The following is a 26,357-nucleotide window of genomic DNA, read 5'->3' as shown; positions in this document are numbered from 1 at the left end:
GCAGGCAGCGGTGTCAACGCACGGCTACGACATGGCAATGTCGGCCAAAGGCTTCCCCAAATTGCCGGCCGGCGTCACTTCGATGCGCTCAAGGCCAAGCCAGCCCTGCATCTGCTTCAATTCCTCGAGCAGCTGGGCAGCTGTCTCCGGCGGTGCGCCGGGCTCGGCGTAGGCGGCGTGGACGCGAAGCACGCTGGCCGGGCGGTCGGCCTTGAGGTCGACGCGCCCCACGATGCGGTCGCCGAGCAAGAAAGGCAGCACGTAATAGCCATATTGCCGCTTGTCGGCCGGGGTGTAGATCTCGATGCGGTAGCGGANCGAAGAGACGCTCGGTGCGCGCGCGCTCGAAGACCACCGGATCGAAGGGGGCCAGCAAGGCGCGGGCCTCGATCTTTCGCGGCAGGCGGGCGTCCCTATAGAGGTAAGCCGGCTTGTCCCAGCCTTCGACGTTTACCGGCAGCAACTCGCCCATCTCGACCAGTTCCTCCAACCGGCCCTTCATGTCGGCCGGCGACAAGCGGAAATAATCGCGCAGGTCACCCGACGTCGCGATGCCGTGGGCGCGGGCGGAAATGCGCAGCAATTCGCGGTGCGCGTCCTCGGCCGCCGGCACCGGCAGGTCGAGGATCGCCTGCGGCAGCACGCGCTCGGGCAGGTCGTAGAAACGCTCGAAGCCACGGCGGTGCGCCGTGGTGATGCGTCCGGCCCAGAACAGCCATTCGAAGGCGTGCTTGGCGTGGCTCCAGCCCCACCAGCCGCCCGAACCTTTCTGGCCCTCCAGTGCCGAAGCGGCAATCGGGCCGCGCTCGGCGACCGCGCGGTAGATCTCTTCGATATAGGCGGCGTGCTCGCGGCCCCATTTGGCGAGGCCCAGATACATTTCGTCGCCGCTTTCAGCGCGCTGCATGCGCCAGCGCATCAACGGGTATGTCTCGACCGGCAGGAAAGAGGCCTCATGCGCCCAGTACTCGAACACGGTGCGCTTGCGGGTGACTGCGGCGTTGTCGAGCAAAGCCAGCGGGTAGGGGCCGAGGCGCGAATAGAGCGGCATATAGTGGGCGCGCACCACGGCGCTGACGGAATCGATCTGCAGCAGGCCGGTGCGCGACAGCACGCGGGCGAGGTGGCGGCGATCGGGCGTGCCGACCGGGCGGGGATCGAGAAATCCTTGCGCGGCGAGCGCGATGCGCCTGGCCGCGGGGAGTGAGATTTTGGCCTTCGTCAAAGTGTCTTGCCTCGAACCATTTTCCCGACTTTAGCCGGCGATTCCGGTCATGCTAGCAGGCAAATGGCGGGAGATGTGTCAGGAGACAAAAGTGGAGTGAAAGATGAAGGAAATCAAACAGGAGGAGATCGGACCAGTTTTTCCCGGCCTGCCGTCCAGCACTGTCTTTTGAACAAGGTTTGACTTGCTTCGCTGAAAGCCCTGCGCTAACCCTCGCCGCGTTGCAGCAAAGGCACCTAAAACGGTTCAGCGGTTAAACTGTCGCGCTTCCGCATTAGGGTTGGTTGCTGTAATCAAAGTGGATTGGCCGCCAACGGAAAGCCGAGCATGAACGTACTCCTCAGTTCATACCTGCCCATCGTCCTCTTCATCGCCGTGGCCGCGGTTGTAGGCCTGGCGCTTATCATCGCGCCGTTTCTGGTGGCTTATCGCAATCCCGATCCGGAGAAGCTTTCCGCCTACGAGTGCGGGTTCAACTCGTTCGACGATGCCCGGATGAAATTCGACATCCGCTTCTACCTAGTGTCGATCCTGTTCATCATCTTCGATCTGGAAGTGGCCTTCCTGTTTCCGTGGGCGGTGTCGTTCTCGAAGATCGGCATGCTCGGTTTCTGGTCGATGATGGTGTTTTTGGCGGTGCTGACCATCGGCTTTGCCTATGAGTGGAAAAAAGGAGCGCTGGAATGGGATTGAACGACAGTTCCGGAACGCTCGTCGCGCCGAAGCCCAAAGGCCTGATCGACCCCAATACCGGACGTCCGGTCGGTTCCGACGATCCGTTCTTCCTCGAGATCAACAATGAACTGGCCGACAAGGGTTTTCTGGTCACCTCGACCGAGGCGCTGATCACCTGGGCACGCAGCGGCTCGCTGATGTTCATGACCTTCGGTCTCGCCTGCTGTGCCGTCGAGATGATCCACACCTCGATGCCGCGCTATGATTCTGAAAGGTTTGGCGTGGCTCCTCGCGCGTCGCCGCGCCAGTCCGACATCATGATCGTGGCGGGAACGCTGACCAACAAGATGGCCCCGGCTTTGCGCAAGGTCTACGACCAGATGCCGGAGCCGCGCTACGTCATCTCGATGGGCTCCTGCGCCAATGGCGGCGGCTATTATCACTATTCCTATTCGGTGGTGCGCGGCTGCGACCGCATCGTGCCGGTCGACATCTATGTGCCCGGCTGCCCGCCAAGCGCCGAAGCGCTGCTCTACGGCATTCTTCTCCTGCAGAAGAAGATCCGCCGCACCGGCACGATCGAACGGTAGACCCATGGCCGCATCCCTGAGCGAACTGTCGACCTATCTCGGCGAAAAGCTGCCGGGCCGCGTCACCGATGCAGTGCTTGCCTATGGCGAACTGACGATCTCGGTTGCTACAGACAATCTGATCGAGGTGACAAGCTTCCTGCGTGACGATTCGGGCTGCCAGTTCATTTCGATCATCGATATCTGCGGTGCCGACTACCCGTCGCGCGTCAAGCGTTTCGATGTCGTCTATCATCTGCTGTCGCCGAAGCAGAATTTGCGCATCCGCATCAAGGTGCAGGCCGACGAAGAGACGCTGGTGCCGTCGCTCACCGCTGTCTATCCCGGCGCCGACTGGTATGAGCGCGAAGCCTACGATCTCTATGGCGTGCTGTTCTCCGGCCATCCGGACCTGCGCCGCATCCTCACGGATTACGGCTTCGAGGGCCATCCCCTGCGCAAGGACTTCCCGCTGACAGGTTTCGTCGAGGTGCGCTACGACGACGAAGCCAAGCGCGTGATCTACGAGCCGGTGGAATTGAAGCAGGAATTCAGGAACTTCGATTTTCTCTCGCCATGGGAAGGGACGGACTACGTCCTGCCGGGCGATGAGAAGGCGAAACAGTGAGTAGGAAGTAGTGAGTAGTCAGTAGGAAAAGATTTGGAGCAACGGATCGAATCTTATCGCGACTTGAAGGTGTGGCAATCGGCGATGACGCTTGCTGAGGATTGCTACCGTTTCACCAAAGAGTTTCCGAGGGATGAGATTTACGGCATGACCTCTCAGATGCGCCGATCGGCGGTTTCGGTCGCAGCGAACGTCGCGGAGGGATACGGTCGGGAGAACAGAGGGTCGTTCGTTCAATTTTTGCGCATGGCGCAAGGCTCGTTGAAGGAACTGGAGACACACATACTGCTGGCATGTCGGGTTGGCCTGCTGCGAAAAGACAATGAGATTGAGCTGCTGCTGCGATGCGAAGAGATTGGAAAAATGATGAGATCTCTTATCCGAACGGTGCAGGCCAAGCAGGCGGAATGAAGCAGGCATTGAGATTGATGATCACTACTCACTACTCACTACTGACTCTTCGCCAGAGGCGCCAGAATGGCTGAAACCTCCGTCCGCAACTTCAACATCAACTTCGGACCGCAGCACCCTGCGGCACACGGTGTTTTGCGTCTTGTGCTGGAGCTTGACGGCGAGGTGGTCGACCGCGTCGATCCGCATATCGGCTTGCTGCATCGCGGCACTGAAAAGCTGATCGAGCACAAGACCTATCTGCAGGCGGTGCCCTATCTCGACCGGCTCGATTATTGCGCACCGATGAACCAGGAGCATGCCTTCGCGCTCGCCACCGAGCGGTTGCTCGGCATCGAAGTGCCGAAGCGCGGCCAGTTGATCCGCGTGCTCTATTCCGAGCTCAGCCGCATCATGTCGCACATCCTCAATGTGACGACGCAGGCGCTGGATATCGGCGCGCTGACGCCGCCGCTGTGGGGTTTCGTCGAACGCGAAAAGCTGATGGTGTTTTATGAGCGCGCTTCCGGTTCGCGCATGCATGCGGCCTATTTCCGTCCCGGCGGCGTGCACCAGGATCTGCCGGCGAAGCTGGTCGAGGACATCGGCAAGTGGATCGACCCGTTCCTGAAGTCGCTTGACGACCTCGACAGGCTGCTTACCGGCAACCGCATCTTCAAGCAACGCAATGTCGATATCGGTATCGTGTCGCTTGCCGACGCCTGGGCCTGGGGTTTTTCGGGCGTCATGGTGCGCGGCTCGGGTGCTGCCTGGGATTTGCGCAAGTCGCAGCCCTATGAATGCTATCCCGAGATGGATTTCGACATCCCGATCGGCAAGAACGGCGACTGCTACGACCGTTATCTCGTGCGCATGGAAGAAATGCGCCAGTCGGCCAAGATCATGCGTCAGTGCGTCGACCTTCTGCTCGGCAAGGAGAGCACCGGGCCGGTGTCGAACCTCGACGGCAAGGTGGTGCCGCCCAAGCGCCAGGCGATGAAGCGCTCGATGGAAGCGCTGATCCATCATTTCAAGCTCTATACTGAGGGTTACCGCGTGCCGGCCGGCGAGGTCTATGCAGCGGTCGAGGCGCCGAAAGGCGAGTTCGGCGTCTATCTCGTCTCCGACGGCACCAACAAGCCCTACCGCTGCAAGCTGCGCGCGCCCGGCTTCGCGCATCTGCAAGCCATGGATTTCCTCTGCCGCGGCCACATGCTGGCCGACGTCACTGCCGTCCTGGGTTCCCTCGATATCGTCTTCGGGGAGGTTGATCGGTGATGGCGGCAGCCAATCCTACAGTGCGCTCTCAGGTCGGTGTTCGAGGGAATGCCGACGCTGCCCTACCGCGGTGGCGCGAATTGGCAAAAGCCATGCTGCCGGTCGAGCTCGCCGAGGCTTCTTACAACTCGACTCAGCACTGTTCGATCTATGACTTCTTTTTTACCCTGCTACCCAAGACGCGCCTTGCCCACCGCGACAATGACGTCGACAAGCTGGGTAGAATGCATGGGTTCGCCCAATGGGCTGCCGTTCACCCGAACAAACAGATTTGGAATGCGGCTGGTGTCGCTTTTTACGAGCACTTGTTCGACGATGACATCGACGCTGATGCGGTCATGGCATGGATCTCGCCTCAAGTAAGGCAAACTGTTCTGGGGCTGTGGCAATACATGTTGCCCGCAGAGCGATTTGCGAGTGTTGCTCGATCTGCCGAACGCATTCCGTTTTCTCATCAGAAAGAATGTGAAACCGCAATAGCTCTCGTAGCAGAGCAGGGGCCCGATCGCTAAATGTCAGTCCGCCGTCTCGCAGAAGCAAGCGTCCAGCCAGCCACCTTCGCCTTCAACCGGGCGAATGCGGCGGTTGCGAAGCAATGGATCAAGAAATATCCGAAGGGCCGGGAGCAGTCGGCGATCATTCCCTTGCTGATGATTGCGCAGGAGCAGGAAGGCTGGGTCACCAAGTCGGCGATTGAGACGATTTCGGACATGCTCGGCATGCCGCGCATTCGCGGCCTCGAAGTCGCGACCTTCTACACGCAGTACCAGCTCAATCCGGTCGGCACGCGCGCGCATATCCAGGTCTGCGGCACCACGCCGTGCATGCTGCGCGGCTCGGAAGCGCTGATGGATGTGTGCCGCTCGAAAATCCATCACGACCAGTTCCACACCAACGACAAGGGCACGCTGTCGTGGGAGGAGGTCGAATGCCTCGGCGCCTGCGTCAACGCGCCGATGGTGATGGTCTTCAAGGACACGTTCGAGGATCTGACGCCTGAGCGGCTGGCCGAAATCATCGATCTTTATGATGCAGGCAAGGGCGCCTCGGTTCCCACGGGACCGCAAAATGGCAGAACCGGCTCGGAGCCGGCGCCTGGCCTGACGACGCTGAAGAGCGAAAAGGCGATCCTCAAAGCGACGCGCGACAAGGAAGCCAGGGCGGCGAGCAAGGCTGCCCACGCGGCGCCCGACGCAATCATTGCGGCGCCTGTTCCGGCTCCTGCCGCTCCTGCAGCGGCCGCCCCGGTCGCGCCATCCAACGCCGGCAAACCGAAAACCGATGCGCCGGAAACCAGCTCGGCGTTGAAGTCGCCCTCCAGGGCCAAGGTTGCACCGGCGGCGGAAAAAGCGGCGAGCGTCCCGGCGCCCCTGCATTCGGCCGCCAACGCCAACACCGCGGCGCCTGAAGTCGAGAAGGTCGCCAAGCAGCGTAATGGCCCGAAGACCACCGCCACGCCGGCAGCTGCCTTCATCGCTCCGGAATTCAAGGCGCCAGCGGCCAAGGCCGCGGTGGCCCCGGCCGTCAAGGCGCCGGCAGCCAGGCCCGCAAAGCCGTCGCTCGAGGACAAGAACCGTCCAGCCGGAATCGACAGGCCGGCTGCGGCCGACGATCTCAAGCTGATCTCGGGCATCGGCCCGAAGATCGAGGGCATCCTTCATTCGCTTGGCATCTTCACCTTCACACAGGTCGCATCCTGGAATAAGGCCGAGCGCGACTGGGTGGATGGATATCTCGCTTTCCAGGGTCGCATCGAGCGCGACGACTGGGGCAAGCAGGCCAAGGCGCTCGCCAAGGGCGGCGTCGCCGAATACATCCGCGTCTTCGGCAAGGAGCCACGTTGATGGCTGAAGCGCAAAGCACCGGATCTTTGCTGTCGCTGCGCAGCATTGTCATCGGCGTTGTCTGCATCGCTGCTGCCAACATCCTTCTGGAGGGGCTTCGGCGCCTCGTCGAATTGCCGTTTTCGGATACCCTGGAATCGATGGCCGCGACCGGCATGGGCGTGCTGGTGTGGTTCTCGATCGTCTTGCGGGGAAAGAGGTAAGTCATGCTGGCTGACAAAGACCGCATCTTCAACAACATCTACGGCCTGTTCGATAAGTCGCTGGCCGGCGCGATGGCGCGCGGCGCCTGGGACAACACGCCCGGCATCATCGCCAAGGGGCGCGAGTGGATCGTCAACGAGATGAAGGCGTCAGGCCTGCGCGGCCGCGGCGGCGCCGGCTTCCCGACCGGGCTGAAATGGTCGTTCATGCCCAAGCAGAGCGACGGAAGGCCGAGCTATCTCGTTGTCAACGCCGACGAATCCGAGCCCGGCACGTGCAAGGACCGCGATATCCTGCGCAACGATCCGCACACGCTGGTCGAGGGCTCGTTCATCGCCGGCTTCGCCATGGGCGCGGTCGCCGCCTACATCTATGTGCGCGGCGAGTTCATCCGCGAGCGCGAAGCGCTGCAGCGCGCCATCGACGAGGCCTACGAGGCCAGGCTGATCGGCAAGAACAACACGTCCGGATACGATTTCGACATCTACATGCATCACGGCGCCGGCGCCTATATATGCGGCGAGGAAACAGCACTTCTGGAAAGCCTCGAAGGCAAGAAGGGCCAGCCCCGGCTGAAGCCGCCATTCCCGGCCAATGTCGGCTTGTACGGTTGTCCGACTACCGTGAACAATGTCGAGTCAATCGCGGTCGCGCCGACCATTTTGCGCCGTGGCGCCGCCTGGTTCTCGTCCTTCGGCCGGCCCAACAATGTCGGCACCAAGCTGTTTTGCATCTCCGGCCACGTCAACAATCCGTGCACCGTCGAGGAGGCGATGTCGATCCCGTTCCGCGAGCTGATCGAAACCCATTGCGGCGGCATTCGCGGCGGCTGGGACAATCTCCTGGCGGTCATTCCGGGCGGCGCTTCGGTGCCGCTGGTGCCGGCCGAGCAGATCATCGATGCGCCGATGGATTTCGATGCTTTGCGCGACCTGAAATCCGGCCTTGGCACGGCGGCTGTCATCGTCATGGACAAATCGACCGATATCGTGAAGGCGATCGCCAGGCTTTCCTATTTCTACAAGCATGAGAGCTGCGGCCAGTGCACGCCATGCCGCGAAGGCACCGGCTGGATGTGGCGGGTGATGGAGCGGCTGGTGCGCGGCGAGGCGCAGAAGCGCGAGATCGACATGCTGCTCGACGTCACCAAACAGGTGGAGGGTCATACGATCTGCGCGCTGGGCGATGCCGCGGCATGGCCGATCCAGGGCCTGATGCGGCATTTCCGCGGCGAGGTGGAGCGGCGCATCGACGAGTTTTCGCGCAACGCGCACCGGGCCGAACCGGTGATGGTGGCTGCTGAGTAGATTGAAATCGGGCGCAAGCCCCGGACGGAAATATAGGGGCGGGGCTGACGAAGAAACGACCAGGAGATGTCTATGGCGCCCTATTCGAACCCTTTGATGCCCAATTTGGACCAGCTTGAGAAGATGAACCAGGATTTGACAAGGATGATGCCGAAGGAGATGGCCAGCGCCGTCAACCTTCTCGCGCATCCTGTCGCGGGTGCCGCCGCCATGTCGGCGCTGGGCTTCGGCCTTGCCAACCATGCCTTTGGCGTGTGGCTAGGCGCCTTGTCGGGTGCTGCCGAGGCATCGCAGCGGATTTTCCAGCCGATCATCGACGATTTCGAGCAGCGCACCCAAGAGTTCTCCGAGACCGCGCCGGCCACCAAGGCGCGCGCGGCGACCAGAACCCTGATCGCCGAGGCGCAGAGTTTTGCCCAGGATGTGACCGATATTGCCGCTCGCACCGTCGATGCCGAGCCGGAGAAGACCGATGCCGTCGCCGAAGGCGCGACGATCGGATTGATGCCGGAGGATTTCAGACAGCCCAAGGCCGTGGCTCGTCCGGCCAAGCCGTCGGATCTCAAGGCGATCACCGGCGTTGGACCGAAGCTGGAAAAAGTGCTGAACGGCCTCGGCATCTGGACCTTTGCCCAGATCGCGGCGTGGACGCCGGAAGAGATCGCCTGGGTCGAGGACTACCTGTCGCTCACCGGCCGAATCGGCCGCGACGAGTGGACCCGCCAGGCCGCGGCGCTGACGCTGGCCGCCAAGGCGAAGAAGTAGGGGTGGCAGGCATGGAGATCCACGACAGGAGCGATGTTCTCGATGTGCGCAATGCCATCGTCAGCAACTCCAGATTTGACGATGTGAACTTGTCGAACACGCAGTTTCACAACGTCGACCTGTCGGCGGCCGTTGTGGACGACGCGAACCTCTCGGACGCGTTTTTCAGCAATGTGAATATGAGCAATTTGAAGATAGAAAACGCTGAAGTCGCCGGCATGATGATCAATGGCATCAGGCTGAGCGATCTGTTTCAGGCATATGAGACGGCGCAGACCGCCGGGGGCAATTGATGGCAAAGCTCAAGGTCGACGGGAAAGAGATCACTGTACCCGACCACTACACGCTGCTGCAGGCGGCCGAGGACGCCGGCGCGGAAGTGCCGCGCTTCTGCTTCCATGAGCGGCTGTCGATCGCCGGCAATTGCCGCATGTGCCTGATCGAGGTGAAGGGCGGGCCGCCGAAGCCGCAGGCCTCCTGCGCCATGAATGTGCGCGACCTGCGTCCGGGTCCGAATGGCGAGGCGCCTGAAATCTTCACCAACACGCCGATGGTCAAGAAGGCCCGCGAAGGCGTGATGGAATTCCTTTTGATCAACCATCCGCTGGATTGCCCGATCTGCGACCAGGGCGGCGAATGCGACCTGCAAGACCAGGCGATGGCCTTCGGCGTCGATTCCTCGCGCTATCACGAGAACAAGCGCGCGGTCGAAGACAAGTATATCGGCCCACTGGTCAAGACGGTTATGAACCGCTGCATCCACTGCACGCGCTGCGTTCGCTTCACCACGGAAGTTGCGGGCATTTCCGAGCTTGGCCTGATCGGCCGCGGCGAGGATGCCGAGATCACCACCTATCTCGAAAGCGCCATGACCTCGGAGCTGCAGGGCAATGTCATCGACCTCTGCCCGGTCGGCGCGCTGACGTCGAAGCCGTTCGCCTTCCAGGCGCGGCCGTGGGAGCTGACCAAGACAGAATCCATCGACGTCATGGACGCCGTCGGCTCGGCAATCCGCGTCGACAGCCGTGGCCGCGAGGTGATGCGCATCCTGCCGCGCGTCAATGAAGCGGTGAACGAGGAGTGGATTTCCGACAAGACCCGCTTCATCTGGGACGGATTGCGCACGCAGCGCCTCGACCGCCCCTATGTCCGCAAGGACGGAAAGCTGGCGCCGGCCAGCTGGGCCGAAGCGTTCGTTGCGATCAGGGATGCGGTGTCGAATGCGGCGCCCGAGAAAATCGGCGCGATTGCGGGCGATCTTGCCGCCGTCGAGGAAATCTACGCGCTTAAGCAGCTTATGGCTGCGTTGGGCTCGAAGAACACCGATTGCCGCCAGGACGGCGCCGCACTCGATCCCGCGCTCGGCCGCGCCAGCTACATCTTCAACCCCACCATCGAGGGCATCGAGCAGGCCGACGCGGTGCTGATCATCGGCGGCAATCCGCGCTTCGAGGCCTCGGTGCTCAATGCCCGCATCCGCAAGCGCTGGCGGATCGGCAATCTGCCGGTCGGCGTCATCGGCGAGGTCGGCGACACGCGTTACGACTATGAACAGCTCGGCGCCGGTCCGGAGTCGCTGAAAGACTTGGCCGATGGCAACGGCAAGTTCTTCCAGGTGCTGAAGAAGGCGACGCATCCGCTGATCATCGTCGGCCAGGGCGCACTATCGCGTGCCGACGGCGCGGCGGTGCTCGGCCAGGCGGCGAAACTCGCCACGGCCGTGAACGCTGCCCGCGCCGACTGGAACGGCTTTGCCGTGCTGCACACTGCGGCCGCGCGCGTCGGCGGTCTCGATGTCGGCTTCGTGCCTGGCAAGGGCGGCAAGAACGTTGCCGGCATGCTGGGGGAGAGCGAGGTTCTGTTCCTGCTCGGCGCCGACGAGATCGACATGTCCAAGACCGGCGGCGCCTTCGTTGTCTATGTCGGAACGCATGGCGACGCCGGTGCGCACCGCGCCAATGTCATCCTGCCGGGAGCCGCCTACACCGAAAAGTCCGGCACCTATGTCAACACCGAGGGACGCGTGCAGCAGACCAACCGCGCCGGCTTCGCGCCGGGCGATGCGCGCGAGGACTGGGCGATCCTGAGGGCATTGTCCGATGTGCTGGGCAAGAAACTACCCTTCGATTCGCTGCAGCAGTTGCGCGCCAAACTCTATGGCGAATACCCGCATCTCGCCCGCATCGATCATGTTGTCTCAGGCAACCCCGACGACATCGCCAGGGTGGCGAAGCTCGGCGGGCGGCTGAACAAGGGCACTTTCACCTCGCCGGTCACGGATTTCTATCTGACGAACCCGATCGCGCGGGCCTCCGCCGTCATGGCGGAATGCTCGGCGCTGGCGAAAAACGGCTTCAGGCAGGCGGCAGAGTAGACATGGACACTTTCTTCTCCTTCTATGTGGTGCCGACGCTGATCATCCTTTTAAAGTCGGTCGTGCTGATCGTCGTTTTGCTGATCGGGGTTGCCTACCTGCTTTACGCCGACCGCAAGATCTGGGCGGCGGTGCAATTGCGCCGCGGCCCGAACGTCGTCGGCCCGTGGGGCACGCTGCAGGCTTTCGCCGATCTGCTGAAATTCGTCTTCAAGGAACCGGTCATTCCGTCCGGCGCCAACAAGGGCGTGTTCCTGCTGGCGCCGCTGGTGTCGGCCGTGCTGGCAATCTCGGCCTGGGCGGTCATTCCCGTCAATGCGGGCTGGGGGATCGCCAACGTCAATGTCGGCATCCTCTACGTCTTCGCCATCTCCTCGCTCGAGGTCTACGGCGTGATCATGGGCGGCTGGGCGTCCAACTCGAAATACCCGTTCCTCGGCGCGCTGCGCTCGGCGGCGCAGATGGTGTCCTACGAAGTCTCGATCGGCTTCGTCATCGTCACCGTGCTGCTCTGCGTCGGCTCGCTCAACCTGTCGGACATCGTGCTGTCGCAGCAGGATGGGCTGGGCACCAAGCTTGGCCTGCCCAACAGCTTCCTCGACTGGCACTGGCTGGCGCTGTTCCCGATGTTCGTCATTTTCTTCATCTCGGCGCTGGCCGAGACCAACCGCCCGCCCTTCGACCTGGTGGAAGCCGAGTCGGAACTCGTCGCCGGCCATATGGTCGAATACTCCTCGACGCCGTTCCTGTTGTTCTTCCTCGGCGAATATGTCGCCGTGGTGATGATGTGCGCGCTGGCCACCATCCTGTTCCTCGGCGGCTGGCTGCCGCCCTTCGACTTCGCCCCCTTCACCTGGGTGCCCGGCGTGATCTGGTTCGTGCTCAAGATCTGCCTGATGTTCTTCATGTTCTCCATGGTGAAGGCCTTCGTGCCGCGCTACCGATACGACCAGCTGATGCGGCTGGGCTGGAAAGTGTTCCTGCCGATCTCCCTGTTCATGGTCGTTGCCACCGCGGCCTTCCTCAAAATCACGGGGTTTGCGTGATGTCCGCTTTTGGCCAGGCCGCAAAATCGCTGCTGCTGCAGGATTTCGTCAGCGCCTTCTTCCTGTCGATGCGCCAGTTCTTCGCGCCGAAGGAAACGATCAACTATCCGCACGAGAAAGGGCCGACCAGCCCGCGCTTCCGTGGCGAGCATGCGCTGCGCCGCTATCCCAATGGCGAGGAACGCTGCATCGCCTGCAAATTGTGCGAAGCGATCTGTCCGGCGCAGGCGATCACCATCGAGGCCGGCCCGCGCCGCAATGACGGCACTCGCCGCACCGTGCGCTACGACATCGACATGGTGAAGTGCATCTATTGCGGCTTCTGCCAGGAAGCCTGCCCGGTCGACGCCATCGTCGAGGGGCCGAATTTCGAGTTCGCGACGGAGACGCGCGAAGAGCTTTACTACGACAAGGACAGGCTGCTGGCGAATGGCGACCGCTGGGAGCGCGAACTGGCGCGCAACATCTCGCTGGACTCGCCCTACCGCTGACATTTGACGCATGGACGGGGCGAGGGGCCTCGTCTAAGGACAACGCAACTTGCCGGCCGGAGGCGGTCGCAGAAATCAAACAGGACGGATGTCCTGTTTGGACAGGAACCCGGGGGATCCCCAATGCTGAGTGGACTAGAGGCGGCCTTTTTCTACCTCTTCGCCTTTGTCGCGGTGGCGTCGGCCTTCATGGTCATTTCGTCGCGCAACCCCGTGCATTCCGTGCTGTTCCTGATCCTGACCTTCTTCAACGCCGCCGGCCTGTTCATGCTGACCGGCGCCGAGTTCCTGGCGATGATCCTGCTTGTCGTCTATGTCGGCGCGGTCATGGTGCTGTTCCTGTTCGTCGTCATGATGCTCGATGTCGACTTCGCCGAGATGAAGGAAGGCGCCCTGCAATATGCGCCGATCGGCGCGCTGGTCGGGCTGATCCTGGCGGCCGAGCTGATCGTGGTGCTCGGCGGCTACACCTTCGCGCCGCAACTGGCCTCGACGGTCTCCAAACCCATCCCGGATCTTGCCGCGCGGACAAACACCGCAGCACTCGGCGACATCCTCTATACGGACTACCTCTACTACTTCCAGATTTCGGGCCTCATCCTGCTGGTCGCCATGATCGGCGCCATCGTCCTGACGCTGCGCCACAAGGAAGGGGTCAAGCGGCAGTCGATCGCCGCCCAGGTCGGCCGCACGCCGGCGACAGGCATGGAAATCCGCAAGGTCAAGTCGGGCGAGGGGCTCTGAGATGGTCGTCGGCATCGCACATTACCTGACCGTATCGGCGATCCTGTTCACGCTCGGCGTGTTCGGCATCTTCCTGAACCGCAGGAACATCATCGTCATCCTGATGTCGATCGAGCTGATCCTTTTGGCGGTCAACATCAATTTCGTCGCCTTCTCGGCGGCATTGGGCGATCTCGTCGGCCAGGTGTTTGCCCTGTTCGTGCTGACGGTCGCGGCCGCCGAAGCGGCCATCGGTCTTGCCATTCTCGTCGTCTTCTTCCGCAACCGCGGCTCGATCGCGGTCGAAGACGTGAACCAGATGAAGGGTTGACGGGGCTAACATGTATCAAGCGATCGTCTTCCTTCCGCTGCTCGGCTTCCTGATTGTCGGCCTGTTCGGCAATGCGCTCGGCGCCAAGGCATCGGAATATATCACCTCGGGCTTCCTGGTGATCTCGGCCGTGCTGTCCTGGGTCGCCTTCTTCTCCGTCGGCTTCGGCGAAGGCGAGGTGTTCACCGTGCCGGTACTGCGCTGGATCCAATCCGGCGGCTTGGACGCGTCCTGGGCGCTCAGGATCGATACGCTGACGGTGGTCATGCTGGTGGTGGTCAACACGGTGTCGGCGCTGGTCCACATCTATTCGATCGGCTACATGCACCACGATCCGAACCGGCCGCGCTTCTTCGCCTATCTGTCGCTGTTCACCTTCGCCATGCTGATGCTGGTGACGGCGGACAATCTGGTGCAGATGTTCTTCGGCTGGGAAGGGGTGGGTCTCGCGTCCTATTTGCTGATCGGCTTCTGGTACAAGAAGCCGTCGGCCAATGCCGCTGCCATCAAGGCCTTCGTCGTCAACCGCGTCGGCGATTTCGGCTTCGCGCTCGGCATTTTCGGCGTCTTCGTTTTGTTCGGCTCGGTCAATCTCGGCACCATCTTCGCCAATGCCGCGACGTTCATTCCGGCTGAAGGCGCGCCGCAAGGGGCCGCCGTGCTGACCTTCCTCGGCTATGCGCTGGACAAGCAGGCGGCCATGACCATCGTCTGCCTGCTGCTGTTCATGGGCGCCATGGGCAAGTCGGCGCAGGTGCCGCTGCACACCTGGCTGCCGGACGCGATGGAAGGCCCGACGCCGGTTTCCGCGCTGATCCATGCCGCCACCATGGTGACGGCCGGCGTGTTCATGCTGGCGCGGCTGTCGCCGCTCTTCGAACTGTCGCATTCGGCGCTCACGGTGGTGACCTTCATCGGCGCCTTCACCGCCTTCTTCGCGGCGACCGTCGGCCTGGTTCAGAACGACATCAAGCGCGTCATCGCCTATTCGACCTGCTCGCAGCTCGGCTACATGTTCGTCGCGCTCGGCGTCGGCGCCTATGGCGCGGCGATCTTCCATTTGTTCACGCATGCCTTCTTCAAGGCGCTGCTGTTCCTGGGCTCCGGCTCGGTCATCCATGCCGTCTCCGACGAGCAGGACATGCGCAAGATGGGCGGCCTGCGGAAGCTCATTCCGAAGACCTACTGGATGATGGTGATCGGCACGCTGGCGCTGACCGGCGTCGGCATTCCGGTGACCGTCATCGGCACCGCCGGCTTCTTCTCCAAGGATGCCATCATCGAGGCTGCCTTTGCCGGCCACAATTCGGTCGCCGGCCTCGCTTTTGTCCTGCTGGTCATCGCCGCCTGCTTCACCTCCTTCTACTCCTGGCGGCTGATCTTCATGACCTTCCACGGCGAGCCGCGGGCGAGCCACGACGTCATGCACCATGTCCATGAATCGCCGCCGGTGATGCTGGTGCCGCTGTTCATCCTGGCCGCGGGCGCGCTGTTTGCCGGCGTTATCTTCCATGGTGCCTTCATCGGCGAAGCCTATGCCGAATTCTGGAAGGCCTCGCTGTTCACGCTGCCGGACAACCACATCCTGCACGAGATCCATGAATTGCCGCTGTGGGTCGAGCTGGCACCGTTCGTCGCCATGATCATCGGCTTTGCCGTCGCCTGGAAGTTCTACATCCGCTCGCCGGAACTGCCCCGGAGCGTCGCCGCCAACCATCGGCTGCTCTATGCCTTCCTGCTCAACAAATGGTACTTTGACGAGCTCTACGACGTCCTGTTCGTGCGGCCGGCAAAGGCGCTGGGCAGGTTCTTGTGGAAGACCGGCGACGGCACCATCATCGACGGGCTCGGCCCTGACGGCATTTCGGCGCGTGTCGTCGACGTCACCGACCGCGTCGTCAAGCTGCAGACCGGCTATCTCTATCACTATGCCTTCGCCATGCTGATCGGCGTGGCCGCACTCGTCACCTGGATGATGCTCTGATGACCGCCTGGCCAATCCTCTCGCTGGTCACCTTCCTGCCGCTCGTAGGTGTGCTGATGATCCTGTTCATCAGGGATGACAGCCCGAATGCGCGTCGCAACATCCGCGCCATCGCGTTCACGACGACGGCGGCCACCTTCATCATCTCGCTGTTCATCTGGACCGGATTCGACAATTCGCAGGCCGGCTTCCAGTTCGTCGAGAAGTTTGCCTGGCTGGATTCCGGCATCTCCTACCATATGGGCGTCGACGGCATTTCGATGCTGTTCGTCATCCTGACGACGTTCCTGATGCCGCTCTGCATCCTGGCGTCGTGGGAAGCGATCGACAAGCGCGTCAAGGCCTACATGATTGCCTTCCTGCTCTTGGAAACGCTGATGATCGGCGTGTTCTGCGCGCTCGACATCGTGCTGTTCTACGTCTTCTTCGAGGCCGGCCTGATCCCGATGTTCATCATCATCGGCGTCTGGGGCGGCAAGCGCCGCGTCTATGCCTCGTTCAAGTTCTTCCTCTACACGTTGGCCGGCTCGGTGCTGATGCTGCTCGCCATCATGGCGATGTTCTTCCAGGCGGGCACCACCGACATCCCGACGCTGCTGACCCACAACTTCCCGGCCCACATGCAGACATGGCTATTTCTGGCCTTCTTCGCCTCCTTCGCGGTGAAGATGCCGATGTGGCCGGTGCACACCTGGCTGCCCGACGCCCACGTCGAAGCGCCGACGGCGGGCTCGGTGATCCTGGCCGGCATCCTGTTGAAAATGGGCGGGTACGGCTTCCTGCGCTTTTCCCTGCCGATGTTCCCGCTGGCCTCGGAAATGTTCGCGCCGCTGGTGTTTACGCTGTCGGTCGTCGCCATCATCTACACCTCCCTGGTGGCGCTGATGCAGGAGGACATGAAGAAGCTGATCGCCTATTCCTCCGTCGCCCATATGGGCTTCGTCACCATGGGCATCTTCGCCATGAACCAGGAAGGCGTGCAGGGCGCGATCTTCCAGATGCTGAGCCACGGCCTCGTCTCGGGCGCGCTGTTCCTGTGCGTCGGCGTCATTTACGACCGCATGCACACGCGCGAGATCGACGCCTATGGCGGCTTGGTCAACAACATGCCGAAATACGCCACGGTGTTCCTGATCTTCACCATGGCCAATGTCGGCTTGCCGGGCACGTCAGGTTTCGTCGGCGAGTTCCTGACCATGCTCGGCGTGTTCCGGGTCAACACCTGGGTGGCTTTCTTCGCCGCCACCGGCGTCATCCTGTCGGCGGCCTACGCGCTCTGGCTCTACCGCCGGGTGATCTTCGGCGCGCTGACCAAGGAAAGCCTGAAGGGCCTGCTCGATCTGTCGACGCGCGAGAAGGCGATCATCTACCCGCTGGTCGTGCTGGTCATCTTCTTCGGCGTCTATCCCGCTCCCGTCTTCGATGCCACGGCCCAGTCGGTCAAGGCGCTCGTCACCAATGTCACCGCATCCATCGGCGCCGCGCAGACCGCGGCGGCGAACTGACCAGAGGTTTTGCGAACCATGACGCCGGACCTTTATTCCAGCCTTTCGCTCTCGACGCCGGAGCTGATCCTCGCCATCGGCGCGCTGGCGCTGTTGATGGTGGGCGCCTATTCGCGCGCCAACACTGCCATTCTGGTGACTGTCCTTGCCGTCGCCGTGCTGGTGATCGCAGGCCTATGGCTGATCTTTCCCACGGGACAGGGCGCAGCCTACGGCAACGCCTTCATCCAGGATCCGTTCTCCCGCTTCATGAAGGTGCTGTCGCTGATCGGTTCGGCGGTGACGCTGGTGATGTCGATGCGCTTCGCCAGGCAGGAGCATTTCGACAAGTTCGAATACCCGGTGCTGATCCTGCTCTGCACGCTCGGTATGATGCTGATGATCTCGGCCAACGGCATGATCGGGCTCTATCTCGGCCTCGAGCTGCAGTCGCTGGCGATCTACGTGCTGGCCGCGATCAACCGCGACAATCTGCGTTCGACCGAGGCCGGTTTGAAGTATTTTGTGCTGGGCGCGCTGTCGTCGGGCATGCTGCTTTACGGCATCAGCCTCATTTACGGCTACACCGGCAATGTCGGCTTCCAGGAAATCGCCTCGGCGCTTGGCAGCGGTGAGCGCCAGCTCGGCCTCGTCGTCGGCCTGGTCTTCGTTTTGGCCGGCCTCGCCTTCAAGATTTCGGCGGTGCCGTTCCATATGTGGACGCCCGATGTCTACGAGGGCGCACCGACGCCGGTCACCGCTTTCCTGGCGGCTGCCCCCAAAATGGCGGCGATGGCGCTGATCGTGCGCGTCACCATGGGCGCCTTCAAGCCGATCGCTTCCGACTGGCAGCAGATCATCGTCTTCATCTCGATCGCCTCGATGGCGCTCGGCTCCTTTGCCGCCATCGGCCAGACCAACATCAAGCGGCTGATGGCGTACTCCTCGATCGGCCATATGGGCTACGCGCTGGTCGGCCTTGCCGCCAACAGCCAGGCCGGCGTGCGCGGCGTCGCCATCTACATGCTGATCTATCTGGTCATGACGCTCGGCACCTTCGCCTTCATCCTCGCCATGCGGCGCAAGGAAGGCAATGTCGAGCAGATCAGCGATCTCGCCGGTCTGTCGTCGACCAACCCGATCATGGCGACGATCCTGACCATCCTGATGTTCTCGCTGGCCGGCATCCCGCCGCTCGCCGGTTTCTGGGGGAAATGGTACGTGTTCCTCGCCGCCATCAACGCCAACCTCTATGCGCTGGCGATCATCGGCGTGCTGGCCTCTGTGGTGGGCGCTTTCTACTATCTGCGCATCATCAAGATCATGTGGTTCGACGAACCGGCCGGCGGCTTCGTGCCGATGGCGGTTGAGCTGCGCCTCGTGCTTGGTGTCTCCGGCGCTTTCGTGCTGTTCTATGTGCTGATCGGCGGTCCGATCGCGACCTACGCCGAAGCCGCCGCCAAGACATTTTTCTGACCGGATGGCATTTCGGCTGGCTCCAACCTCTGAGACGGAAGGGTTCCGGCTCGAGGCGCATGACAGTGTGGGTTCCACCAACACGCTGGCGCTGGACCATGCAAGGGCAGGCGATCCCGGCAAATTGTGGGTCGTTTCCAAGAAGCAGGAAAGCGGCCGTGGCCGCCGCGGCAGGGCCTGGGTATCGCCCGAGGGCAATCTGGCGGCGACATTGCTGGTCATCACCGGCGGTGAGTTGCGTCTGGCGGCGACGCTGGGCTTCGTCGCCGGCCTGTCGCTGGCCGATGCGCTCGACGCCGTGGTGCCGAAGGGCAGGATCGCCATCGGCCTCGACGGCGCCAGCCAGGGGCAGAACCGCTTCGAGCTGAAATGGCCGAACGATGTGCTGGCCTCCGGCGCCAAGCTGGCCGGCATCCTGCTGGAATCGGCCATTCTCGATGGCGGCCGTTTCGCGGTGGCGGTGGGCATCGGCGTCAATGTGGTGGCGCATCCGCCGGATTTGCCGTATCCGGCGACATCGCTTCAGGCACTGGGCGCGACATGCGACGCCGAAACGCTGTTCTTGGCGCTGTCCGATGCCTGGACCGACAATGCCCGGCTGTGGGACGACGGACGCGGGCTCGACGCCATCCGGCGTCGCTGGCTGGCGCGCGCGGCGGGGCTTGGCGGCGAGGTTGCTGTCAGGATTGACGGGAATGTGGTGCGCGGTACCTTCGAGACCATTGACGCGGACTGCCGTTTCGTGATCCGCGATGATGAGGGGTCGGTCGTGACGGTAGCCGCCGGCGACGTGCATTTCGGCGCCGTCGCGTCGGCAAAGATTTAGGGCTGGTCGCAAGGGCCGGGAAGGGAAATTTGATGGCGAAAGCGCAAAACGCCGAACTCGTCTTCGTGCCGCTCGGCGGCGTCGGCGAGATCGGCATGAACTTCGCCCTTTACGGCTATGGGCCGCCTAGCGCGCGCGAGTGGATCGTCGTCGATGTCGGCGTGACCTTTCCCGACGCAGCGCACCCGGGCGTCGACCTGATCCTGCCCGATACCCGCTTCATCGAGGAGAACCTCGCCGGCCTGCGCGGCATCATCATCACCCATGCGCATGAAGACCATTACGGGGCGCTGCTCGACATCTGGCCGAAGCTGAAGGCGCCGGTGTGGATGACACCGTTCAGCGCCGGCCTGCTGGACGCCAAGCGCCAGGGCGAGCAGGGCGCGCCGAAGAAAATTCCGGTGACGATCTACCGGGCAGGCGAAACATTCACTGTCGGCCCGTTCTCGATCGAGGCCATTCCGGTGGCGCACTCGATCCCCGAGCCGATGTCGCTGGCGATCACCTCGCCGGCCGGCACCGTCATCCATACCGGCGACTGGAAGATCGATCCGGAACCGACGATCGGTCCGAAAACCGACGAGGCGCGGTTTCGCGCCTATGGCGACAAGGGTGTGCTGGCGCTGGTCTGCGATTCGACCAATGCGCTCAGGGAAGGCGAATCGCCGTCGGAAGTGGCGGTCGGCGAAGGCCTCAGGGGCGTCATTCAGAGCGCTGTCGGCCGTGTCGCCGTCACCACCTTCTCCTCCAATGTCGGACGCATCGTCTCCATCGCCAAGGCGGCGCGCGATGCCGGCCGCCAGTGCCTGGTGCTCGGCCGCTCGCTGAAGCGGGTCATCGATGTCGCCGGCGAACTCGGCTACATGGACGGGCTGCCGGAGTTCATCGCCGAAGAGGATTTCGGCTTCATCCCGCGCGAGAACCTGGTCATCATCTGCACCGGCAGCCAGGGCGAGTCTCTGGCGGCGCTGGCAAAACTTTCGCGCGACGAGATGAAATCGGTGTCGCTGACGGCGGGCGACACGGTGGTGTTTTCCTCACGCACCATTCCCGGCAACGAGAAGGCGATCCTCGAGATCAAGAACCGCCTAATCGACCTCGGCATCAAGATCATCGAGGATGGCGACGCGCTGGTGCATGTCTCCGGCCATCCCCGCCGCAGCGAATTGCGCAGGATGTATGAGTGGGTGCGGCCGCAGATCGGCGTTCCCGTGCATGGCGAAGCCGCGCATCTGGTGGCGCAGGGGTCGCTGATGTCGACCTCCGGCATCGGCCAGGTGGCGCAAGTGCGCGACGGCGACATGCTGCGGCTGGCGCCGGGTCCGGCCACGATCATCGACCAGGTGCCGTTCGGCCGCATCTACAAGGACGGCAGGCTGATCGGCACCGACCAGGCGATGGGCATACGCGACCGGCGCAAGTTATCCTTCGCCGGCCATGTCGCGGTCAATGTCGTGCTCGACGACAAATATGAGCTCGCCGGCGATCCAGACCTGGTCGCCATCGGCGTCGCCGAGGCCGATGCCCGCGGCGACAACATGGAAGATCTGATGCTCGACGCGGCCGTCGGCGCGGTGGACTCGATCCCTCGCCAGCGCCGCAAGGACCTCGACCTGGTGCAGGAAGCGGTGCGCCGCGCCGTGCGCGGCGCCGCCAACGAAGCCTGGGGCAAGAAGCCGCTGGTGACGGTGTTTGTGACGAGGTGAGGGAATAGGCAGTAGGCAGTAGGCAGTGGAGAAAAATGCAGATGTATCACTACTGCCTACTGCCCATTCCCTACTCCCTTAACTTGTGGAGCACTTCATGCTGGGACGCCTGAACCATGTAGCGCTTGCCGTGCCGGACCTGGCCGCGGCGATCGCGGCCTATCGCGATACGCTTGGCGCGAAGGTCACCGCGCCGCGGGCTTTGCCCGAGCATGGCGTGACGGTGGTGTTCGTCGATGTCGGCAACACCAAGATCGAACTCCTGGAGCCGCTGGGCGAGGGGTCGCCGATCGCGGCCTTTCTGGACAAGAACCCCTCGGGCGGCATGCATCATGTCTGCTACGAGGTCGACGACATCCTTGCCGCGCGCGATCACCTCACAGCGAGCGGCGCCCGCGTGCTGGGCGACGGCAATCCCAAAACCGGCGCTCACGGCAAGCCGGTGCTGTTCCTGCATCCCAAGGATTTCTTCGGCACGTTGGTCGAACTGGAACAGGCATGAGCTGGATTTCATTTGCCGCGCTGTTCTTCATCACCTGGTGGCTGATGTTGTTCATCGTGCTGCCGTTCAGCGTCAAGACGCAGGATGAAGACCAGGACGTGACGCTGGGCACGGTTGCGAGCGCGCCGCGCGGACCGCATATGCTGCGCGCCGTGATCCGCACCACCATCGTCACGGCTGTCGTCATGGGGGTTTTCTACGGCCTGACGCACGGGCTGGGCTACAGCCTCGACGAAGTCCCGCACATCATCCCCGAAGCCACCCAGGCGCCGGCTAACTAAAACCTGTTTCTGCCGATGGATCGGGTGGGTTTGTGCCTGTTTCGGAGCGCCAAACTCGGGTTTTGGCTCACCAGCTTGCGATGCGCAATCGGCGGCCAGGCATAGCCCACCCGCATTAGAATCACGGCTGGGTATCAGGCTGACGCAAGCTCACGTGATTTGGGAACAGGTTGATCTAACCAGATGATCGGGCAAAAAAAATGCAAGGCACAAGGCCTTGCAATTTAAACGCGTTCCGATCTGTTTTCCGGTTTCCGGCGGCAGCGGGTAACCGCGCCTAGATCGCATCCTCCCAAGACTTTGACCGCGTAGGAGAGCAGATTTTTCTCCACCCTCTCGGTTATCGGGGCACACTAGCCTAACCCTGATGAAATTGTCACGCAGAATTTTGCCCGCAATCGGGCAATCTGTGCTGCAGTGCACAATAGTGCGGCAGGCTTTGCTTGCGAAACGAACAACACCGGGGCTGCCGCCTTAATCTGGTCAGGTGTGCCGCGTCGCCCGGACGCGCAAAGCGTGTGTGAGCACTTCGGAGTCAGGGTCATCATTTTGCATCAAAAGCATTATCGTTTTCGGTGCGAAGGTCTTTGGAAGAAGAATCGATTTTTGCGATTTCGGACCGATGCGGCCGGTCGGGTTTCCATTCCGTCACGAAATAGCTATGAAGCCGGGGCAAGCAAGCCAGCCGCGCCGATTCCGGCGCAGCCTCCTCTCTCACGGACCTGTCCATGCGTTTGTCGCAGTTTTTCCTGCCCATCCTGAAAGAAAATCCGCGCGAGGCCGAGATCGTCTCGCACCGGCTGATGCTGCGTGCCGGCATGATCCGCCAGCAGGGGCAGGGCAGCTTTTCCTGGCTGCCGCTGGGCAAGCTGGTGCTCGACAAGGTCTGCCGCATCATCCGCGAGGAGCAGAACCGCGCCGGCGCGCTGGAAATCCTGATGCCGACCATCCAGTCGGCCGATCTGTGGCGCGAAAGCGGCCGCTATGACGACTATGGCAAGGAGATGCTGCGCATCAAGGACCGGCAGGACCGCGACATGCTCTACGGTCCGACCAATGAGGAAGTGGTCACCGAGATCGTGCGCGCCTACGTCAAGTCGTACAAGGACTTGCCGCTCAACCTCTACCACATCCAGTGGAAGTTCCGCGACGAGGTGCGGCCGCGCTTCGGCGTCATGCGCTCGCGCGAATTCCTGATGAAGGATGCCTATTCCTTCGACCTCGATTTCGAGGGCGCGAAGGCCGCCTATAACCGCATGTTCGTATCCTATCTCCGAACGTTCACGCGCATGGGGCTGCAGGCCATTCCGATGCGGGCCGACACCGGGCCGATCGGCGGCGATCTCAGCCATGAATTCATCATCCTGGCCGACACCGGCGAGAGCCAGGTCTATTGCGACCGCGAATATCTGTCGCTGCAGGTGCCCGGCGAGAAAACCGACTTCGGCAATGACGGCGAGATCGCCGACATCGTCAAGACGTGGACGATGCCTTACGCCGCCACCGACGAGATGCATGACGAGGCGGCCTGGGACAAGCTTGGCGAGGCCGACCGGGTCTCGGCGCGCGGCATCGAGGTCGGCCACATCTTTCATTTCGGCCACAAATATTCCAAGCCCATGGGCGCCAAGGTGACCGGGCCCGACGGCAAGGATCATTTCGTTTCCGGCGGCTCCTACGGTATCGGTCCGTCGCGGCTGGTGGCAGCGATCATCGAGGCCAGCCATGACGATAACGGCATCATCTGGCCGGAAGCGGTGACGCCGTTCGACATCGGCCTGATAAACATGAAGGCCGGCGACGCCGAGTGCGACCGCGTCTGCGGCGAGCTCTACGCCGCCTTCACCAGCGCCGGCAAGGATGTGCTTTACGACGACACCGACCAGCGGCCGGGCGGCAAGTTCGCCACCGCAGACCTGATCGGCCTGCCCTGGCAGGTGATCGTCGGGCCGCGCGGCGTGGCCGCCGGCGAGATCGAGATCAAGAACCGCCGGACCGGCGAGCGCGATACGCTGCCGGTCGCGGAGGCCAGGAAACGCTTCGGTGCAACCGCATGAGCGAAGCCGCGGCAGCGAAGTCTTCGGTAGCCCAGTCTCCGGTTGGCAAGTCTCCGGTCGCCAAGTCTCCGGTCACCAAGTCTCCGGTCGCCGGCCCGTTCTCCATGTTCGAACGCATGGTCGCCTGGCGTTATTTGCGGTCGCGCCGCAAGGAGACGGTGATCTCGGTCATCGCCTCGATCTCCTTCCTCGGCATCATGCTAGGCGTCGCCACGCTGATCGTCGTCATGGCTGTCATGAACGGGTTTCGAGCCGAACTTCTGACCCGCATCCTCGGCGTCAACGGCCATCTGATCGTGCAGCCGCTGGATTCGCCGCTTGAGGACTATGCGCAGGTCGCAGCCCGCATCAACGGCGTGGCCGGCGTCAAATACGCGATACCGCTGATCGACGGCCAGGTCCTGGCGCAAGGCAATGTCGGCGGCGGCATGGGCGCGCTGGTGCGCGGTATCAGGGCCGAAGACCTCGGCAAGATCGCCATCGTCGCCCAAAACGTCAAGCAAGGCACGCTTGACGGCTTCGACTCCGGCGATGGCGTCGCCATCGGCAAGCGCATGGCGGAGAATCTCGGCCTTGTGCTCGGCGACACCATCACGCTGATCTCGCCGGACGGCGATGTGACGCCGATGGGCACGACGCCGCGGCTGAAGGGCTACAAGGTGGCGGCGATCTTCGAGGTCGGCATGTCGGAGTATGACAGCTCCATCGTCTACATGCCGTTTTCCGAAGCGCAGCTCTATTTCAACATGGACGGCAGGGCGCAGACGATCGAGATCTATGTCGACAATCCCGATAATGTCGACGCGCTGAAACCGCTGGTGGATGCGGCGGCGCAACGGCCGATCGACATGGTCGACTGGCGCCAGCGCAACGAGACGTTCTTTTCAGCACTGCAGGTCGAGCGCAACGTCATGTTCATGATCCTGACGCTGATCGTGCTGGTGGCGGCGCTCAACATCATCTCCGGCCTGATCATGCTGGTGAAGGACAAGGGCCACGATATCGCCATCCTGCGCACAATGGGCGCCTCGCGCGGCGCCATCCTGCGCATCTTCCTGATGACGGGTGCTGCGATCGGCGTCACCGGCACGCTGGCCGGCGTGCTGCTCGGGGTGCTCATCTGCACCAACATCGAATCCATCCGCCAGTTCTTCTCCTGGATGACCGGCAAGGTGCTGTTCAATCCGGAACTCTATTTCCTCAGCCAGCTGCCGGCAAAGATGGACCCGCGCGAGACCACCTATGTCATCCTGATGGCGCTCGGCCTGTCCTTCCTGGCAACAGTGTTTCCGGCATGGCGCGCCGCACGGCTCGATCCGGTCGAGGCCTTGAGATACGAATGAAGTCCGAGATCATTATCGAGCTGAAGAGCGTCGAGCGGCACTATGTCCAGGGGCCGCGCAAGCTCACCATTTTGAACGGCGCCGACTTTTCGCTGAAACGCGGCGAGATGGTGGCGCTGGTGGCGCCGTCGGGCACCGGCAAGTCGACGCTGCTGCACACGGCGGGCCTGCTCGAGCGCCCCGACGCCGGCGACGTCATTCTGGCCGGCCGCGCCTGCGGACGGCTCTCCGACGACGAACGCACGGCAATCCGCCGCAACGATGTCGGCTTCGTCTATCAGTTCCATCATCTGCTGCCGGAGTTTTCGGCGCTCGAAAACATCATGATGCCGCAGCTGATCAAAGGGCTTTCGCGCAAGGAGTCGTCGGAGCGCGCAGCACAGCTGCTCGACTATATGCAGATCGGCAAGCGCGCGTCGCACCGTCCGTCGGAGCTGTCCGGCGGCGAACAGCAGCGCGTCGCCATCGCCCGTGCCGTCGCCAATGCGCCCTTGCTGCTTTTGGCCGACGAGCCGACCGGCAATCTCGACCCGGTCACCGCGTCCTATGTCTTCGAGGCGCTTGGCGCGCTGGTCAAGCAGTCCGGCCTTGCCGCGCTGATCGCGACCCACAATCACGAACTCGCCTCGCGCATGGACCGCCGGGTGACGTTGGCGGATGGCAAGGTCGTTCCGTTGTAGGCCCCAACTTCCTCATCCTAGGGTCTGCGCCGCGTCGCTGCGCTCCTTGCTCCGCCCTAGGATCACGAAGTGATTGGTGCGTGTCCCGATCGCAAAGGCATGGGATGCGCCCTGCGTCAGCACTGCCGTCACCCCGTCAACCTTTCCTTAACCCTGCCCAAACCGGCT

26 protein-coding genes and 1 pseudogene are annotated in these 26,357 nt (G+C 62.6%); 26 read left to right on the top strand and 1 reads right to left on the bottom strand.

All coding sequences use genetic code 11. The features are described from left to right. Positions 1 to 24: 24 nt before the first annotated feature. A pseudogene (locus tag X727_RS01000000164455) lies at positions 25 to 1,225 on the bottom strand (winged helix-turn-helix domain-containing protein). 327 nt (positions 1,226 to 1,552) lie between these two features. Between X727_RS01000000164455 and X727_RS157305 the strand changes: the two are divergent. The 26 genes from X727_RS157305 to X727_RS157430 all read left to right on the top strand — a co-directional run bounded on the left by X727_RS157305 (position 1,553) and on the right by X727_RS157430 (position 26,189). Next, the gene (locus tag X727_RS157305) at positions 1,553 to 1,918 is read left to right on the top strand and encodes an NADH-quinone oxidoreductase subunit A (protein WP_023670825.1); all 366 of its coding nucleotides are present in this window, start codon (positions 1,553 to 1,555) and stop codon (positions 1,916 to 1,918) included. Continuing rightward, positions 1,909 to 2,490 (top strand): NADH-quinone oxidoreductase subunit B, encoded by a 582-nt coding sequence (locus X727_RS157310; RefSeq protein WP_023670824.1) that lies wholly within the window; start codon positions 1,909 to 1,911, stop codon positions 2,488 to 2,490. The genes X727_RS157305 and X727_RS157310 overlap by 10 nt, the downstream gene beginning before the upstream one ends. A gap of 4 nt (positions 2,491 to 2,494) precedes the next feature. Further along, entirely contained in the window at positions 2,495 to 3,097 is a 603-nt protein-coding gene (locus tag X727_RS157315) for an NADH-quinone oxidoreductase subunit C (protein ID WP_023670823.1), read from the top strand. 33 nt (positions 3,098 to 3,130) lie between these two features. Further along, entirely contained in the window at positions 3,131 to 3,508 is a 378-nt protein-coding gene (locus X727_RS157320) for a four helix bundle protein (protein WP_031193090.1), read from the top strand. A gap of 66 nt (positions 3,509 to 3,574) precedes the next feature. After that, positions 3,575 to 4,765: an NADH-quinone oxidoreductase subunit D gene (locus X727_RS157325; protein WP_023833865.1), complete on the top strand. Its 1,191-nt coding sequence runs from the start codon at positions 3,575 to 3,577 to the stop codon at positions 4,763 to 4,765. Then, on the top strand, positions 4,765 to 5,277 hold the full coding sequence (locus tag X727_RS1000000165505) for a hypothetical protein (protein ID WP_196814975.1): 513 nt from the start codon (positions 4,765 to 4,767) through the stop codon (positions 5,275 to 5,277). The genes X727_RS157325 and X727_RS1000000165505 overlap by 1 nt, the downstream gene beginning before the upstream one ends. Further along, positions 5,278 to 6,609 (top strand): NADH-quinone oxidoreductase subunit E, encoded by a 1,332-nt coding sequence (locus X727_RS157330; protein WP_023833863.1) that lies wholly within the window; start codon positions 5,278 to 5,280, stop codon positions 6,607 to 6,609. It abuts the gene before it with no gap. Continuing rightward, positions 6,609 to 6,812 (top strand): hypothetical protein, encoded by a 204-nt coding sequence (locus X727_RS157335; RefSeq protein ID WP_023712707.1) that lies wholly within the window; start codon positions 6,609 to 6,611, stop codon positions 6,810 to 6,812. The genes X727_RS157330 and X727_RS157335 overlap by 1 nt, the downstream gene beginning before the upstream one ends. A 3-nt stretch (positions 6,813 to 6,815) precedes the next feature. Further along, positions 6,816 to 8,120, top strand: coding sequence for an NADH-quinone oxidoreductase subunit NuoF (gene nuoF / locus X727_RS157340; protein ID WP_023670819.1), 1,305 nt, complete (start codon positions 6,816 to 6,818; stop codon positions 8,118 to 8,120). 72 nt (positions 8,121 to 8,192) lie between these two features. After that, a complete protein-coding gene (locus X727_RS157345) occupies positions 8,193 to 8,885 on the top strand; it encodes an NADH-ubiquinone dehydrogenase subunit (RefSeq protein WP_023690305.1) in 693 nt (230 codons plus the stop codon). 11 nt (positions 8,886 to 8,896) lie between these two features. Continuing rightward, the gene (locus tag X727_RS157350; RefSeq protein WP_023690954.1) at positions 8,897 to 9,178 is read left to right on the top strand and encodes a pentapeptide repeat-containing protein; all 282 of its coding nucleotides are present in this window, start codon (positions 8,897 to 8,899) and stop codon (positions 9,176 to 9,178) included. Next, positions 9,178 to 11,259: an NADH-quinone oxidoreductase subunit NuoG gene (gene nuoG / locus X727_RS157355; RefSeq protein ID WP_023735919.1), complete on the top strand. Its 2,082-nt coding sequence runs from the start codon at positions 9,178 to 9,180 to the stop codon at positions 11,257 to 11,259. Before X727_RS157350 ends, nuoG begins: the two co-directional genes overlap by 1 nt. Positions 11,260 to 11,261: 2 nt before the next feature. Continuing rightward, on the top strand, positions 11,262 to 12,305 hold the full coding sequence (gene nuoH, locus X727_RS157360) for an NADH-quinone oxidoreductase subunit NuoH (protein ID WP_023735918.1): 1,044 nt from the start codon (positions 11,262 to 11,264) through the stop codon (positions 12,303 to 12,305). Continuing rightward, the gene (gene nuoI, locus X727_RS157365) at positions 12,305 to 12,796 is read left to right on the top strand and encodes an NADH-quinone oxidoreductase subunit NuoI (protein WP_023685203.1); all 492 of its coding nucleotides are present in this window, start codon (positions 12,305 to 12,307) and stop codon (positions 12,794 to 12,796) included. Before nuoH ends, nuoI begins: the two co-directional genes overlap by 1 nt. Positions 12,797 to 12,919: 123 nt before the next feature. After that, the gene (locus X727_RS157370; protein ID WP_023690957.1) at positions 12,920 to 13,540 is read left to right on the top strand and encodes an NADH-quinone oxidoreductase subunit J; all 621 of its coding nucleotides are present in this window, start codon (positions 12,920 to 12,922) and stop codon (positions 13,538 to 13,540) included. Position 13,541: 1 nt separating this feature from the next. After that, complete coding sequence (gene nuoK / locus X727_RS157375) at positions 13,542 to 13,850, top strand: NADH-quinone oxidoreductase subunit NuoK (protein ID WP_023670810.1); 309 nt, start codon at positions 13,542 to 13,544, stop codon at positions 13,848 to 13,850. Between the two features lie 10 nt (positions 13,851 to 13,860). Next, positions 13,861 to 15,834 carry an NADH-quinone oxidoreductase subunit L gene (gene nuoL, locus X727_RS157380; protein WP_023833862.1) on the top strand — a complete coding sequence of 658 codons (1,974 nt, stop codon included), beginning with the start codon at positions 13,861 to 13,863 and terminating at the stop codon, positions 15,832 to 15,834. Continuing rightward, positions 15,834 to 17,339 (top strand): NADH-quinone oxidoreductase subunit M, encoded by a 1,506-nt coding sequence (locus tag X727_RS157385; RefSeq protein ID WP_023690959.1) that lies wholly within the window; start codon positions 15,834 to 15,836, stop codon positions 17,337 to 17,339. Before nuoL ends, X727_RS157385 begins: the two co-directional genes overlap by 1 nt. Before the next feature lie 18 nt (positions 17,340 to 17,357). Further along, entirely contained in the window at positions 17,358 to 18,794 is a 1,437-nt protein-coding gene (gene nuoN, locus X727_RS157390) for an NADH-quinone oxidoreductase subunit NuoN (protein WP_023706136.1), read from the top strand. A 4-nt stretch (positions 18,795 to 18,798) separates the two neighbouring features. Beyond that, the gene (locus tag X727_RS157395; RefSeq protein WP_023670806.1) at positions 18,799 to 19,620 is read left to right on the top strand and encodes a biotin--[acetyl-CoA-carboxylase] ligase; all 822 of its coding nucleotides are present in this window, start codon (positions 18,799 to 18,801) and stop codon (positions 19,618 to 19,620) included. Positions 19,621 to 19,652: 32 nt separating this feature from the next. Then, on the top strand, positions 19,653 to 21,326 hold the full coding sequence (locus X727_RS157400; protein WP_023744672.1) for a ribonuclease J: 1,674 nt from the start codon (positions 19,653 to 19,655) through the stop codon (positions 21,324 to 21,326). A 97-nt stretch (positions 21,327 to 21,423) separates the two neighbouring features. Next, a complete protein-coding gene (mce, locus tag X727_RS157405) occupies positions 21,424 to 21,828 on the top strand; it encodes a methylmalonyl-CoA epimerase (protein WP_023744673.1) in 405 nt (134 codons plus the stop codon). Continuing rightward, on the top strand, positions 21,825 to 22,109 hold the full coding sequence (locus tag X727_RS157410; protein ID WP_023833861.1) for a DUF1467 family protein: 285 nt from the start codon (positions 21,825 to 21,827) through the stop codon (positions 22,107 to 22,109). The genes mce and X727_RS157410 overlap by 4 nt, the downstream gene beginning before the upstream one ends. Before the next feature lie 728 nt (positions 22,110 to 22,837). Next, the gene (gene proS, locus X727_RS157420) at positions 22,838 to 24,166 is read left to right on the top strand and encodes a proline--tRNA ligase (RefSeq protein WP_023833860.1); all 1,329 of its coding nucleotides are present in this window, start codon (positions 22,838 to 22,840) and stop codon (positions 24,164 to 24,166) included. After that, complete coding sequence (locus tag X727_RS157425) at positions 24,163 to 25,509, top strand: lipoprotein-releasing ABC transporter permease subunit (protein ID WP_023670801.1); 1,347 nt, start codon at positions 24,163 to 24,165, stop codon at positions 25,507 to 25,509. Before proS ends, X727_RS157425 begins: the two co-directional genes overlap by 4 nt. Further along, positions 25,506 to 26,189, top strand: coding sequence for an ABC transporter ATP-binding protein (locus X727_RS157430; RefSeq protein ID WP_023690966.1), 684 nt, complete (start codon positions 25,506 to 25,508; stop codon positions 26,187 to 26,189). The genes X727_RS157425 and X727_RS157430 overlap by 4 nt, the downstream gene beginning before the upstream one ends. Positions 26,190 to 26,357: the final 168 nt, after the last annotated feature.

The organism is Mesorhizobium sp. L103C105A0, from assembly GCF_000502215.1.
In the GTDB taxonomy this organism is placed as follows: Bacteria; Pseudomonadota; Alphaproteobacteria; order Rhizobiales; family Rhizobiaceae; genus Mesorhizobium.
Note: the sequence above shows the minus strand (reverse complement) of the source record. Positions and strands in the feature narration are given on the sequence as shown.

Bases quoted from the DNA above. Each gene is read 5' to 3' on its own strand.
- X727_RS1000000165505 (WP_196814975.1), top strand. From the start codon at position 4,765: ATGGCGGCAGCCAATCCTACAGTGCGCTCTCAGGTCGGTGTTCGAGGG.
- X727_RS157370 (WP_023690957.1), top strand. From the start codon at position 12,920: ATGCTGAGTGGACTAGAGGCGGCCTTTTTCTACCTCTTCGCCTTTGTC.
- X727_RS157330 (WP_023833863.1), top strand. From the start codon at position 5,278: ATGTCAGTCCGCCGTCTCGCAGAAGCAAGCGTCCAGCCAGCCACCTTC.
- X727_RS157335 (WP_023712707.1), top strand. From the start codon at position 6,609: ATGGCTGAAGCGCAAAGCACCGGATCTTTGCTGTCGCTGCGCAGCATT.
- X727_RS157430 (WP_023690966.1), top strand. From the start codon at position 25,506: ATGAAGTCCGAGATCATTATCGAGCTGAAGAGCGTCGAGCGGCACTAT.
- X727_RS157310 (WP_023670824.1), top strand. From the start codon at position 1,909: ATGGGATTGAACGACAGTTCCGGAACGCTCGTCGCGCCGAAGCCCAAA.
- X727_RS157395 (WP_023670806.1), top strand. From the start codon at position 18,799: ATGGCATTTCGGCTGGCTCCAACCTCTGAGACGGAAGGGTTCCGGCTC.
- X727_RS157305 (WP_023670825.1), top strand. From the start codon at position 1,553: ATGAACGTACTCCTCAGTTCATACCTGCCCATCGTCCTCTTCATCGCC.
- nuoK (WP_023670810.1), top strand. From the start codon at position 13,542: ATGGTCGTCGGCATCGCACATTACCTGACCGTATCGGCGATCCTGTTC.
- nuoN (WP_023706136.1), top strand. From the start codon at position 17,358: ATGACGCCGGACCTTTATTCCAGCCTTTCGCTCTCGACGCCGGAGCTG.
- X727_RS157325 (WP_023833865.1), top strand. From the start codon at position 3,575: ATGGCTGAAACCTCCGTCCGCAACTTCAACATCAACTTCGGACCGCAG.
- mce (WP_023744673.1), top strand. From the start codon at position 21,424: ATGCTGGGACGCCTGAACCATGTAGCGCTTGCCGTGCCGGACCTGGCC.
- X727_RS157345 (WP_023690305.1), top strand. From the start codon at position 8,193: ATGGCGCCCTATTCGAACCCTTTGATGCCCAATTTGGACCAGCTTGAG.
- X727_RS157400 (WP_023744672.1), top strand. From the start codon at position 19,653: ATGGCGAAAGCGCAAAACGCCGAACTCGTCTTCGTGCCGCTCGGCGGC.
- X727_RS157385 (WP_023690959.1), top strand. From the start codon at position 15,834: ATGACCGCCTGGCCAATCCTCTCGCTGGTCACCTTCCTGCCGCTCGTA.
- nuoI (WP_023685203.1), top strand. From the start codon at position 12,305: ATGTCCGCTTTTGGCCAGGCCGCAAAATCGCTGCTGCTGCAGGATTTC.
- nuoL (WP_023833862.1), top strand. From the start codon at position 13,861: ATGTATCAAGCGATCGTCTTCCTTCCGCTGCTCGGCTTCCTGATTGTC.
- X727_RS157410 (WP_023833861.1), top strand. From the start codon at position 21,825: ATGAGCTGGATTTCATTTGCCGCGCTGTTCTTCATCACCTGGTGGCTG.
- nuoF (WP_023670819.1), top strand. From the start codon at position 6,816: ATGCTGGCTGACAAAGACCGCATCTTCAACAACATCTACGGCCTGTTC.
- proS (WP_023833860.1), top strand. From the start codon at position 22,838: ATGCGTTTGTCGCAGTTTTTCCTGCCCATCCTGAAAGAAAATCCGCGC.
- nuoG (WP_023735919.1), top strand. From the start codon at position 9,178: ATGGCAAAGCTCAAGGTCGACGGGAAAGAGATCACTGTACCCGACCAC.
- X727_RS157425 (WP_023670801.1), top strand. From the start codon at position 24,163: ATGAGCGAAGCCGCGGCAGCGAAGTCTTCGGTAGCCCAGTCTCCGGTT.
- X727_RS157315 (WP_023670823.1), top strand. From the start codon at position 2,495: ATGGCCGCATCCCTGAGCGAACTGTCGACCTATCTCGGCGAAAAGCTG.
- nuoH (WP_023735918.1), top strand. From the start codon at position 11,262: ATGGACACTTTCTTCTCCTTCTATGTGGTGCCGACGCTGATCATCCTT.
- X727_RS157350 (WP_023690954.1), top strand. From the start codon at position 8,897: ATGGAGATCCACGACAGGAGCGATGTTCTCGATGTGCGCAATGCCATC.